The organism is Asticcacaulis excentricus, assembly GCF_003966695.1.
Classification (GTDB): domain Bacteria; phylum Pseudomonadota; class Alphaproteobacteria; order Caulobacterales; family Caulobacteraceae; genus Asticcacaulis; species Asticcacaulis excentricus_A.
Genome location: NZ_AP018828.1, coordinates 438955 through 451583 on the forward strand (window position 1 = coordinate 438955; position 12629 = coordinate 451583).

The 12629-nt window shown below is 60.2% G+C and carries 12 protein-coding genes; 8 read left to right on the plus strand and 4 right to left on the minus strand.

Annotation, left to right across the window (positions count from 1 at the left end):
* The first annotated feature begins 154 nt into the window (after positions 1–154).
* Entirely contained in the window at positions 155–1732 is a 1578-nt protein-coding gene (locus EM6_RS13070) for a GH39 family glycosyl hydrolase (RefSeq protein ID WP_126423602.1), read from the plus strand.
* Between the two features lie 56 nt (positions 1733–1788).
* Here EM6_RS13070 and EM6_RS13075 read toward each other — a convergent pair whose 3' ends face one another.
* On the minus strand, positions 1789–2484 hold the full coding sequence (locus EM6_RS13075; protein ID WP_172961262.1) for a FadR/GntR family transcriptional regulator: 696 nt from the start codon (positions 2482–2484) through the stop codon (positions 1789–1791).
* A 278-nt stretch (positions 2485–2762) separates the two neighbouring features.
* Between EM6_RS13075 and EM6_RS13080 the strand changes: the two genes are divergently transcribed.
* Entirely contained in the window at positions 2763–3167 is a 405-nt protein-coding gene (locus EM6_RS13080; RefSeq protein WP_126423604.1) for a hypothetical protein, read from the plus strand.
* A 211-nt stretch (positions 3168–3378) separates the two neighbouring features.
* Positions 3379–4671: a glycoside hydrolase family 5 protein gene (locus tag EM6_RS13085; RefSeq protein ID WP_126423605.1), complete on the plus strand. Its 1293-nt coding sequence runs from the start codon at positions 3379–3381 to the stop codon at positions 4669–4671.
* Here the strand turns inward: EM6_RS13085 and EM6_RS13090 are convergent.
* Positions 4626–5309 (minus strand): glycoside hydrolase family 2 TIM barrel-domain containing protein, encoded by a 684-nt coding sequence (locus EM6_RS13090; protein ID WP_232037172.1) that lies wholly within the window; start codon positions 5307–5309, stop codon positions 4626–4628. The genes EM6_RS13085 and EM6_RS13090 overlap by 46 nt on opposite strands.
* 132 nt (positions 5310–5441) lie before the next feature.
* On the opposite strand from EM6_RS13090, the gene EM6_RS13095 reads away from it, so the two are divergent.
* Positions 5442–6314, plus strand: a complete 873-nt coding sequence (locus EM6_RS13095; protein ID WP_126423606.1) for a pirin family protein — start codon at positions 5442–5444, stop codon at positions 6312–6314.
* A complete protein-coding gene (locus EM6_RS13100; RefSeq protein WP_126423607.1) occupies positions 6311–6742 on the plus strand; it encodes an OsmC family protein in 432 nt (143 codons plus the stop codon). Before EM6_RS13095 ends, EM6_RS13100 begins: the two co-directional genes overlap by 4 nt.
* Here the strand turns inward: EM6_RS13100 and EM6_RS13105 are convergent.
* On the minus strand, positions 6708–7484 hold the full coding sequence (locus tag EM6_RS13105) for a hypothetical protein (protein ID WP_126423608.1): 777 nt from the start codon (positions 7482–7484) through the stop codon (positions 6708–6710). The genes EM6_RS13100 and EM6_RS13105 overlap by 35 nt on opposite strands.
* A gap of 149 nt (positions 7485–7633) precedes the next feature.
* Between EM6_RS13105 and EM6_RS13110 the strand changes: the two genes are divergently transcribed.
* Complete coding sequence (locus EM6_RS13110; protein WP_126423609.1) at positions 7634–9562, plus strand: M61 family metallopeptidase; 1929 nt, start codon at positions 7634–7636, stop codon at positions 9560–9562.
* A gap of 90 nt (positions 9563–9652) precedes the next feature.
* Here EM6_RS13110 and pelA read toward each other — a convergent pair whose 3' ends face one another.
* Positions 9653–10780, minus strand: a complete 1128-nt coding sequence (gene pelA, locus EM6_RS13115; RefSeq protein ID WP_126423610.1) for a pectate lyase — start codon at positions 10778–10780, stop codon at positions 9653–9655.
* Between the two features lie 105 nt (positions 10781–10885).
* Here pelA and EM6_RS13120 point away from each other — a divergent pair, with 105 nt between their 5' ends.
* Entirely contained in the window at positions 10886–11812 is a 927-nt protein-coding gene (locus tag EM6_RS13120) for an alpha/beta hydrolase (protein ID WP_126423611.1), read from the plus strand.
* 24 nt (positions 11813–11836) lie between these two features.
* Positions 11837–12583 carry a 16S rRNA (uracil(1498)-N(3))-methyltransferase gene (locus EM6_RS13125; protein WP_126423612.1) on the plus strand — a complete coding sequence of 249 codons (747 nt, stop codon included), beginning with the start codon at positions 11837–11839 and terminating at the stop codon, positions 12581–12583.
* Positions 12584–12629: the final 46 nt, after the last annotated feature.

Here is a 12629-nt window from a genome sequence, read left to right on the forward strand (position 1 = left end):
TAAAGGACCATGGACCAAGGGAGACGTAGTCGGGGCTTGAATCTGGAGGCGGAGGGCGTTGATATAGTTCCTTAGCCCCTGTTGTCTGGCCGGATTTCTCGGTGTTCTCACCCCCTTCCGAACCTCAAAAATAACGTTTTACACAGGAGACTCTATGCCCGTTAAAGCTTCCCGCAGAACCCTCGCGGCCCTGATCGCCGGCGCCCTGCTGGTGCCCTCTGCTGTGCTGGCCGCCCCCGCCGCGCGTCAGGTCACGCTCGACGTCACCAAGGCCACACAGCCGGTTGACCGCTTTTATGATCTGTCGGTCGGGGCCGATTATCCGGGCACGACGATCCGTGAGGCCAATCTGGCGCAACTGGAAATCGCGGCTAAGGAACTGGGGTTCCGCTATATCCGCTTCCACGACATCTTCCACGACGATTTGGGCACGGTGAAGACGGTTGATAACAAGCTGGTCTATGACTGGACAAAGATCGACTATCTGTACGACCGCCTGCTGAAGATGAAGATCAAGCCCTTTGTCGAGCTGGGCTTTACGCCCTCGGCGCTGAAGACCTCGGATCAGACCATCTTTTACTGGAAGGGCAATACCTCGCCGCCGCGCCTCGATCTGTGGAAGCAACTGGTGCATGATTTCACCAAACACCTGATTGATCGTTACGGCATTGAAGAGGTGCGTAGCTGGTATTTCGAGGTGTGGAACGAACCCAATCTCGACGGCTTCTTCCAATATGCCGATCAGGAGCAGTATTTCGCCCTTTATGGTGTCACGGCCCGCACCCTGAAAGCCATCGACCCGCAACTGCGCGTCGGCGGCCCGTCTACCGCCGGGGCGGCCTGGGTGCCGGAGCTTCTGGCCTATGCCAAGGCGACGAACACGCCTGTCGATTTCGCCACCACCCACACCTATGGCGTCGATTACGGCTATCTCGACGAAGAGGGCAAGATGGACCTTCAGTTATCGAAGAGCCCGAACGCCATCATTGGTGACGTCAAAAAGGTGCGTGCCGAGATCGAAGCCTCGCACCTGCCCGGCCTGCCGCTGATCTTCACCGAATGGAGCACCAGCTATAACCCGCGCGACCTCAGCCACGATTCCTACGTCGCTGCCCCCTACATCCTCAGCAAGCTGAAGGGCACCAAGGGGGTGGCGCAGGGCATGAGCTACTGGGTCTATTCCGACCTGTTCGAGGAAGCCGGCCCCCCCAACGCCCCCTTCCACGGCGGTTTTGGCCTGATGAACCGCGAAGGCATCCGCAAGGCTTCGTGGTTTGCCTATAAGTATCTCAACACCCTGAGCGGCAAAGAAATACCTACGTCTGATGATCAGGTGTGGGCGGCCTATGACGGCAAGGGGGCTTCGGCGGTTATCTGGGACTTCCAGTTGCCGGACCAGAAGGGTTCAAGCAACAAGACCTTCTTCTCGAAGCTGGTCCCCAACGCCAGATCGGCCCCGGTCAGCCTGAAGCTGACAGGCCTGAAACCGGGTGCCTACCGACTGACGGTGCAGCGCACGGGCTATAAGAAGAACGATGCCTATTCCGCCTATATCGAGCTGGGGGCACCGGACACACTGACGCCGGCGCAGATCGAAAAGATGCAGGCCCTGACGGCCGACGCTCCCGAAACCGACCGCAAGGTGACGGTTGGGGCAAACGGGACAGTGTCGCTCAGCGTCCCGATGTCGAGCAATGATGTGGTGCTGGTAAAGGTGCAACCCGCGTCCTGATGCGGTCATCCTGTGGGCCGGTCTTCCGGCCGGCTCACAGGCATTTTGCGGGGGCGTCAGGCTTCGATGGGGGCCGCTTCGACCTGCCGCAGCGTCGCGCGCAGCAATTCCCGCATCATGCCCTCGGCCCCGGCGGCATCGCCATTCGCAATGCAGGTCATGATCTGCTGCTGGAAGGAGAGGGTGAGCGGGCTGGGCTGGGCGTGGGTATGTTCCATGTGCAGGGCGGTGCTGATCAGGGCCAGCAGGCGCGTGAAAAACGCATTGCCGGATTCCAGCACGATCGTCTGGTGAAACTGGATCGCCGCCGTCAGGCGCGCTTCCGACTGAGCCGGAGCTGCTTCGAGCGCCGCAAAGAGAGTCTGAAGCGATTTTACCACCGCCGCATCACCTCGCGCCGCCGTCAGACCGGCCGCCACGGGCTCGACCGCCAGACGCATCTGGATGAATTCCCGGAAAATCTCCAGAGAGAAGGGCCGGCGGCGCAGCCAAAAGCTGATTTCGGGATCGAGAAGGTTCCAGGCGGCCAGCGGCTGAATACGGTCGGCGCGCTGACGCATACTGATCAGGCCCTTGCCCATCAGCATACGGATGGCTTCGCGGATCACCGTGCGGCTGGCCCCATAGCGTGTGCTCAGTTCGGCTTCGTTGGGCAGGCCCGAACCGTCAAACTCACCGGCGACAATGGCTTCACCGAGCAGGCGGTGAACATGGACGGCCATCTTGGCCCCCGTCTCCATAAGGTCAGTCATTGCGCCCTCAGATCGTGCCGCATTCATTCTCCTTGTACGTCTAACGCATTCAATGTGCACTTCAAAGCACTATGGCGCATTTGCAAAGGTGACCGTGTGGAGGGGCCTTCGGGAGTCGCGATGTGTCCGTATTCGGACGCTGCGAACAGTTTCGATCATGCTGGATGTGCCATATGGGAAATAATCGCATATATTCAGATTGTTAGCTGAGGCGCGGTGGCGCGTTATACTGCTGAAAAACGGTTGCGCAAACGCCACCGATGTTCAGGGGAACGGGAATGTACGACGACGCCTTGCGGATCACAGACGCTCATCACGAGTCCTTGCGTTATGGACCGCCGCGCCTGTGCGTGAATGAAGGGCAGGTGTTCCTGTCGTTTCAGGTCGATAACCCCACCCCGTGGCATATCACCGAATACGTCCAGATCTACGCCCGGCTGAGACAGGCCGATGGCGGGGTGTGCGAAAGGCTGATCGGGTGGGAAGGGTGCTCTGTGGCGCCGGGTCAGCAGCGGACCCTGCATTTTTACGCCGAGGCCCTGAGTGGTCAGGAGTCGAGCAAGGCTCTAAGCGCGGTATCCGGGCTGTTGGAGGTGCAGATACGCAGCCTGTCTCAGCTCCGTTCCAGACTGGTCTGTCAACCGGCGGTTTCGAGCCGACTGACCGTCTTAGGCGATGCTTGACAGTGAGTAAGCGGCATTATCATATAATCATTCAATTAAACGATGCCTGAGGTGATCTCAGCCGAACTGTCAGCAGGCGGAGGTATGTGGATCACCCGTTTTCGGGCCGAGGCTGTCAAAGCGCCTGCGCCAGATCGTTTTTTAACTCACTGAAATATCTAAATACTCACAAATAGAGCCGTAAACGGCCTGTAAAACGAGGAAGTACCCTATGACAAAACAAACCGGCAAGACGCCCAAGGTTCTGAACCGTCGCCATCTGATCATGGCTACCGCCTGCGTGGTGCCCCTATCGGTCGTGGCCTGCGGTGGGGGCGGCGGTGGTGGTGTATCGACGGCCTCCGCGGGTGGCACTTCGTCTTCGTCGTCTTCCTCCTCCTCCTCATCATCATCGTCTTCATCCACGAGCGGTTTGTATCCCAGCTATAATACAAATCCGCTGTCGGCGAATGCGGTGGGGATGAGCAGCACGGCGGCCGAGATTGCCGGCAAAATCAAGCTGGCCATCAATATCGGTAATACGATGGAAGCCATAGGTGGTGAGACCGCCTGGGGTAATCCGCTTATCACCCAGGCGCTTGTCAACACGTATAAGGCTCTGGGATTTGACGCCATTCGGCTGCCGTGCGCCTGGGACCAGTATGCGGATAAGACAACGGCAAAGATTTCGAACACCTGGCTGGATCGCGTCAGGACGGTTGTCCAGTATTGCATCAACGCCGACCTCTATGTGGTGCTGAACATCCACTGGGATGGGGGCTGGCTTGAGAAGCACGTAGATGAGGCCAGCAAGGATGCCGTCAACGCCAGGCAGAAAGCGTTCTGGGAGCAGATCGCCACACACCTGCGCGACTTCGACGAACGCCTGATCTTCGCCAGCGCTAACGAGCCGGACGCCAGCACGGCGCCGAACACCAGGGTCCTCCTCAGTTATCACCAAACGTTCATTGACGCAGTGCGGGCGACCGGTGGCCGAAACGCCTATCGCACCCTCATCGTGCAGGCCCCTCAAACCAATACCGAACTTGCCGTTTCGGTGTGGCCGGGTATGCCTACCGACACCGCGACGAACCGTCTGATGTTCGAAGTCCACTACTACGCGCCGGCGCAATTCATGATCATCGATCAGGATGCGTCCTGGGGCAAGATGTTCTATTACTGGGGCCGCGACAACCATTCGACGATCGAGCCAGACCGCAACGCGACCCACAGCGAGGAGCCCTATGTCGATCAGCAGATGCTGGCGATGAAGACCCACTTCATCGATAAGGGCATCCCCGTCATCATTGGTGAGTACGGTGCCTGGCGCAAAACCCAGCCGCTGGACATGCCCAAGCACAACGCCTCGGTGGATTTCTGGAACCGGTATGTCACCCAGCAGGCGCGGGCCAATGGCGCCGTGCCCTTCTTCTGGGACACCGGAGCCCTCATCGACCGCACGACGCTTGCGGTCAAGGATCAGGCGATGCTGGACGCTCTGCTCATCGGGGCCGGTAAGAAATAACAGATTAGATCGGAAAGGGGCCGCTCGGCTATGGCTTTCCAGCCGACGCGCTGCGTGGTGCCCCAGTCGGCGGCGTCATCGTCATAGGCGGCGATGATGGGCTTGTCCTTTATGGTCTTGTATTCCCCGCGCGTCATAAAGGCGGAGCAGTCTTCGGACGAGGTGATGGGCAGGGTCGGCTGCGCCTTATGGAAGGTGTCGTAATTCTGATACTGATAGTTGAAACCAACCACATCGACGGCCTGAGACACATTGACGGGCGTGAACAGGCCGTCATTCATGGCCGCCGTCACCGAACGGGTGGCGTCGAGCGATTTGACCTTTGCCACCATGCGCCGGACCATCTGAGAGCCCTGTTTCGTGCCCTGCATCGGTTCTTCGTTGAAGACCGACCACAGGACGATCGAGGGGTGGTTGCGATCGCGGCGCACCAACCGCTCCAGCTCGGCCATTGAGGAAGGAGCCCCTGTCCGGATCAAAGCTCTGGCTGCGGAACCCGGCGGGGGTCCCACCTCGTCAAGGACACGCCCCTGCTGGATAAGCTGGGTGCGCACCTGATACAGATAAGGAGAGTCGATATCCCACAAGGTCGCCGTACAAAACGTCAGCACCACGGCCACACCGGCGGCCGCGGGCAACTGAGGCTGGTGTCATCGGGCCTGACGACGGCCACAGTCGATTTTCAGGCGGAGTAGGCGTCACACGATTTTGCATGACCCGTGCGGGGAAAGAGCGTAAGCCTTGCGGCAGATCAGCCATCGGGTGCCTTCATGACCGACGCCATCGCACTTCTTATTCCGCCGCGCGAAAAGGACCTGGGCGGCTTTACCGTCAAGCGCATCCTGCCGTTTGCCAAACACCGTATGGTCGGGCCGTGGATCTTCTTTGATCATATGGGGCCGGCGGTATTTGAGCCGGGCAAGGGCACCAATGTCCGCCCGCACCCGCATATCAACCTAGCCACCGTCACCTATCTGTTTGAAGGCCATATCCACCACCGCGACTCGCTGGGTTCGGATCAGGTCATCACACCGGGGGCTATCAATCTGATGGTGGCGGGCAAGGGCATCGTCCATTCCGAACGCGAGCCGCTGGAGGGCATAGACACCACGCGGCAACTGCACGGGCTGCAATTGTGGCACGCCCTGCCGGAGGCCGATGAAGAGATCGACGCCGCCTTTTTCCACTATGACGCCGAAGAGATTCCGGCACTGACGGTCGAAGGTGTGCCGGTGCGCGTGATGATGGGCTCGGCCTATGGCGTCACCTCGCCGGTCAAGACCTATGCCGAAACGCTGTATCTGGAGGCGCGCCTGAGCGCCGGGCAGGCGCTGGTCCTGCCGGATCATGTGGCTGAGCGCGCGCTCTACGTCGTGTCGGGCCGCGCAGCGGTCAATGGCACGCCGGTCGAAGCCTCGCACATGGTCATTCTCAACGCCGGTGCGACGGTCAGCGTCACGACCGACGCGGAGGCGCAACTGGCCCTGATCGGCGGGGAGCCCTTTACCGAGCGCCACATCTACTGGAACTTCGTTTCGTCGCGCAAAGAGCGCATCGTGCAGGCCAAGGCCGACTGGCGCGAAGGGCGCTTCCCCAAGGTGCCGGGCGACGAGATCGAATTCATCCCGCTGCCGGTCGAATGATGTCAGATATAATCTCTGCACGGGTCGAAGAGACCCATATCTCCGATTTCAGCGTGGCTATCGAGGTCAGCGGTCACCGCCTGAGCGGCGACGAACCTGAATCGCAGGGCGGGATGAACCTTGCCCCGTCGCCCTATGACTATCTGACGGCGGCGCTGGGCGAATGCACGGCCATGACCGTGCGCTGGTACGCCAGACAGAAGAACTGGCCCTTGCAGGATGTGCGGGTGGAGCTGACCCACGAAAAGGTCGCCGGTCACGAATCGGGCAAGGCCGATATCTTCCGCAAGTCGGTAACGATTATCGGCGACCAGCTCAGCGACCAGCAACGGCAAAGACTGCACGACATCGCTGCCAAATGTCCGGTGCACAAAACCCTGACGGGTGGCGCGTTTATTGAGACAGTGTCAGGACTCGCAGAGCGCTGAGGTCGGACTTGCTGAGTTCTTTTATGGCCTGACGTAATTGTTTGGCCAGATGGGGTTTGAGAGAGGTCTCGGCTGCGGCACAGTCTTTACCGCTCAGGGTCAGAAACAAGGCCGTAGCGAAAACCAGTTCAGTTTCCGACAGGTAACCGCTGCGCTTGTAGCTCCAGCCTTGTGATGCACCGAGGCCTTCGTCTCGCCATTGCTCAAACGTAAAGGCACTGTTGGCCAGAAAGACACCGAATCCCAGAAACACCGCCGTCAAATCGGTCAGATGTTCTTCATGCGTGTCGTCGCAGGCCCGTTCATCCGGCACAGTGGCAAGCAGGTAGTGCGCCAGTTCGTGCGCCATGGTGGTGATGAAGTCGTGCGGGGTGTCAAGTAAGGCGGGATCATAGGTGATAACCGCGGCATTGCCATCGGTAGCAAAAGTGCCTGAAAAGCCAAGATTGCGGTCTGGAACCTGAATCAGATCACGGTTGCGTTTAGGGGCTGCCCCTTCGCTTATGAGTTCGACAGGCCAATCAGCCATGCCGCAGTAGGCTTTGACTTGATTGAAAAGGCTTTGGGCAAGGGCGTCCCCTTTTAGGCCGTGACTGTCAAAAAAGCCGGGACGCGGCAGGATCAGCCTTGTCTTGGCGAAGTCATTTTCAGTTGGAAGGACCTTCAGCAACCATTCGAAATTGTCCACGTGCCATGCCGTGGTGTCGGCATCGAGCAGAGTCTTATTGCCAAATGGCCACATATCCAATCCCTCCCATTCCGGTTTCCCGTACCCGCTTTCTTTGTCGCAAACGGCTCCGTCTGAGGCAAGCTTTCGTTTGAAACAATTATGACTTTACAGGGCGCGCCGGGCCTCTTTAATGTCCCCACGACATGAAAAAGGTAGCGTCCATGAAAAAAGGCATGATGGTCAGCGCGGCGGTTTTGGCGGCGGCTCTGTTTTCGGTTCCGGTTTCGGCTCAGGTGTCGGCGCCTCTGCCGCCCCCCCTGCCGGTGTCGGCGCAGGTCGATTATCCCGGCACGCTGAAAGTCTATGTCGATGCCACCGACACGCAGCAGCGCGTCATGCGCGTGCGGCAGGTCATTCCGGTGGCCAAATCCGGCCCCTTCACCCTGATCATGCCGCGCTGGCTGCCCGGCAAGCACGCCCCGCGCCCTCAGGCCGACAAGATCGCCAATGTGCGCTTTTCGGCGGGTGGTCAGAACCTGAGCTGGTTGCGCGATCCCGTTGAAGTGACAGCCTTTCATATCGACGTGCCCGCCGGTACCAAAGAAGTGGTGGCGGAGTTCGACTTCCTGACCCCCATGACCACGGCCGCCGGCCGCGTGGTGGTCACCGACGTCATGGCCAACCTGCAATGGGAAAACCTGTCCATGTATCCGGCAGGCTATGCAGTGACGCGCGTGCCGGTCGAACTGACGCTGAAACTGCCGGAAGGCTGGGACTATGCGGCGGCGCTTGATGTGGCGTCGAAGAATGCCGACGGCACCGTCACCTTCAAGCCGCTGCCCTATGAGCACTTTATCGACTCGCCGATGTTTGCGGGTAAGTTCAGCAAGACCTTCGACCTCAGCGTCGACCCTAAGGTGCCGGTGCGCATGCACGTCTTTGCCGACAAGCCGGGCGATCTGGCCGCCACCGATGAACAGATTGCCATTCATAAGAAGATGGTGGCGCAGGCGGTCAAGGTCTTCAAATCGCAGCACTACGACCATTACGACTTCCTCGTCCACCTGTCGGAAGAACTGGGCGATATCGGGCTTGAGCACCACCGCTCGTCCGAAAATGGCCACGACTCCACCTATTTTACTGAGTGGAAGACCAACTATGTCGGGCGCGACCTGCTGGCGCATGAATACACCCATTCCTGGGACGGCAAGTTCCGCCGCGGTGCCGACCTGTATAATCCCGACTTCCACACCCCCATGCGCAACAGCCTGTTGTGGGTCTATGAAGGTCAGACGCAGTTCTGGGGCTATGTCCTGTCGGCGCGCTCGGGCCTCTACACGCCGGAGCAGGCCAAGCAGGCCATCGCGCTGATCGCCGCACAATACGACAACTTCTCCGGTTCGCAGTGGCGTCCGGTGCTTGATACCACCAATGATCCGATCCTGTCGGCGCGTCAGCCCAAGAACTGGCTGAGCCAGCAGCGCAACGAAGACTATTACAGCGTGGGACTGCTGATCTGGCTCGACGCCGATACGCTGATCCGTGAAAAGACCAATAACAAGAAGTCGCTGGATGATTTCGCGGGTCTGTTCTTCGGCATCAAGGACGGCTCGTGGACGCCAGAAACCTATGAATTCAAGGACGTGGTGGCTGCGCTCAACAGTGTCTACGCCTATGACTGGGACACCTTCCTCAGGATGCGCGTCAATGAGACCTCAAAAGGCACCTTCCTCGACGGACTGGAGCGCGGGGGGTATAGGCTGACCTATAGCGACACGCCGACCGACTGGTTCAAGGCGCGCGAAAAGAAAACCAAGGTAACGGACCTCAGCTATTCGCTGGGGCTGTCATTGACCGCCACGGGCGATATCGGCAGCGTCTTCTGGGACAGCCCGGCCTTCAAGGCCGGACTGGGGCAGGGGATGAGCGTGGTCGCCGTCAACGGCACCGCCTATGAGGCGGATGGTCTTAAAGCCGCCATTGCCGACGCCACCAAGCCAAACGGCAAGCCGGTCGAACTGCTGATCAAACGCGGCAAGACCTATAAGACGGTGACGCTCGACTATACGGGCGGGCTGCGCTATCCGCGCCTTGAGCGCATCGACGGCAAGAAGGCCTATCTGGACGATATTCTGGCCGAAAAGAAGTAGGCAGGGTTATGCGGGTTTATACCTCCCCGGCGTGCTGGGGAGGGGGACCGCACGAAGGGGCGAAAGCCGCTGAGATGCGGTGGCGGGGGCTTACCTCTTTACCCGCGCTTTCCACGCCGGATACTCCACCTCGATCAGCTTTTGCGGCCACTGCCCATACCAGCCATAGCCTGAGCGCCGTTCCGGGTGAATGTCGGCATAGGTAGCGACCCGCACGCCGTCGCGGTTGGCCAGGATCACCGAATTGTCGCTGATATCATAGAATCGCGCCCACAGAGGCGGCGCCGAGGGATCATCCACCAGCCGGTTATCGGTGGTCGCTGTGTGATAGTCGTACTTGACCGGGGCGGGCAGGGCGAAGGTCTCCAGCCGTTTGCCGTGGATGGCCGAACGCTTCATCCACGCTACGGCGCCCTCGACCGCAGCAATCACCTCAGGCGAGGGGTTTGGAATGGACATCAGATAGCGGGTGTTTTCCACGCTTTCCTGAGAGACAATCGACACCAGTTCAAAGCTGCGCCCCTTGACGGGCTGCAAGGTCACGGGATCGTACTGACCGGCCCAACCGGTGAGCTGCCCGTTCTGACGGATTTGCAGCCTGAGCAGACAGGCATCGCCAGCGGCCACCGCCGATGCTGACGACTTGCGCATGTCTTTATTCATAGAATCAAAAGGATATTCGCCTGTGCTGATGCGACGCAGCAGGCGCAGATTGCCCGATGTCACCTCATCGGCCATGGTGATCTTGTCATGAAAGCTGCTCTTGGCCGGCACGGTGTGGGGCCAGCCGCCGCAGCTTTTGATCTGCTGCGACAGGATCAGCTCAAGACCCCGCAAGGCGGCGGTACGGTAGTCTGACCGCCGTGTCCGTTCATAGGCCGCCATCAGATACTCGACCTGCGTATAGATGTTGCGATTGTCGAAGCTGAAGGCCGGGTCGCTCTTTTCTTTCAGCGCCGCCGCCTTTTCCGCCTCGGACAGGATGCGCGCCGGGTCGCGGTTCTCGATCCAGCCGCCATTATCCCGTTGCAGCAGAAGCAGATTGTCGGCGATGGCCGTCACGTCGTCGTCCGCATAGCGCGCATAGGTCTTGCCGTTCTTGTTCTGCCAATGGTGAACCGCGTCGTAAAACCCGTCCAGCGACGGTGCAGACGCTGGCGGTGGTGTGGCGCAAGCCGACAGGGTGAGGGCGGCAATAAGGGCGGGCATTGTCTTCATGGTGTTTCCTTTTTTGGCCAACTTAGCACGGCCGGGATTTTTCGCCACTGCCGCAGGGTCCGGTCCGAACCAGGCGTATCAGCCCTGACATAACGGAGATTTGCCATGCGCCTGACCCCTGTCCTGCTGAGCCTTCTGATGCTGGCGTCTGTGCCGGCCCATGCGGAGGGGCCGCTGCGTGAGCGTTTGAAAGCGCGCTATATGGAGCGGCTTCAGGACGGGGAGTCAGCGGAAGAAGGGGCGCGTGTGTATAAGGCCGTGCTGCCCGGAACCCAAAAGCAGACCGTCAGTTATGGGGCGGATCCTTTGCAGGCCATGGATGTCTACAGTCCGGTTAATGCCCGCAACGCGCCGATGATCGTCATGGTGCATGGCGGTGGCTGGCGGACGGGTGACAAGGCCCATAGCGGCGTGGTCGAGAACAAGGTCAAGCACTGGCTGCCCCAGGGCTACATCGTCGTCAGCGTCAATTATCGCCTGTTGCCGCAGGCGGATGCCTATGCGCAGGCCGAGGATGTGGCAGCCGCGCTGGTCTATGTTCAAAAGAATGCCGCCACCTGGGGCGGGGATGCCTCGCGCCTGATCCTGATGGGGCACAGCGCCGGGGCGCAACTGGTGGCCGTGACGTCTGCCGATCCGTCGGTGGTGACGGCCAGAGGCGGGCGACTGTGGGCCGGGACGGTGGTGCTGGACTCGGCGACGCTCGATCTTCGGGCGATGATGACGCAAAAGCGCGTGCTGCCCCTCTATTCCAACGCCTTTGGCAGCGATCCGAAGCGTTGGGCGCAGGCCTCGCCGCTGGAGCGTTTGACGCCGCAGGCCGTCCCCATGATGATGGTCTGTTCGACCCAGCGCAAGGACCGGCCCTGCGATCAGGCCGACACCTTCAGCCGGGCTCTGCGGCAACTGGGCAAGCCGGCCCCGGTGCAGAAGGAAGACAAAAGCCACGGCGAAATCAACAAGATGGTCGGCGTGCCCGGTCCCTATACCGATGCCATCGACGCCTTTGTCGCGGCGCGTCTTGGCAAATAGCCGGTCGGGGTTTATCACCCGGTCATGATCCGACTGTTTATCGCCGAAACTACGCCGCCCTTTGCCGGAGGGCTGATCTTCCCGCTCAATCCCGATCAGGCGCGCTATGTCGCCGCTGTGATGCGGCTGGGGGAGGGCGATGAGATCAGCGTCTTTAATGGCCGCGATGGCGAATGGCGTGGCCGTTTGCAGAGCGTCAGCAAAAAGCACGTCCATGTCGAACTGATCGTGCAGACGCGCGCGCAACCGGCCGCAGGACATGCCCCGAAGCTATTGATTGCGCTGGTGAAACGTGCCCGGCTGGAGACGATTATCGAGAAAGCAACCGAGCTGGGGGCCGGTGAAATTCAACTGTTGATCACGCACCGTACCAATGCCGACCACACCAATGTCGGGCGACTGCAACTGATCGCGCAGGAGGCGGCGGAGCAGACCGAGCGCCTCGACGTGCCGCAGGTTCTGGCCCCCGTCAAACTGGAGGTCTATCTGAAAACCGCAACGGAAATCCTGATCTATGGCGACGAGGATTCCACCCACGAAGCAGGGGAACGCACCATCCCGCCCATGCTGGAGGCTCTGAGCGGGCTGGGCGAAGGGGCTGTGTCTATCCTGATCGGCCCGGAAGGCGGGTTCGACGCGGTCGAGCGCCAGACCCTGAGTGCCCTGCCGAACGCCGTGGCCGTCAATCTGGGGCCGCGCATCCTGCGCGCCGATACGGCGGCCATCTCGGCCCTGACCCTTTATCAGGCCGCAAAGGGCGACTGGAAATGAGCCTCATGCCGAAAAGTGGATACCACTTTTCGGAAAAACATGAGGC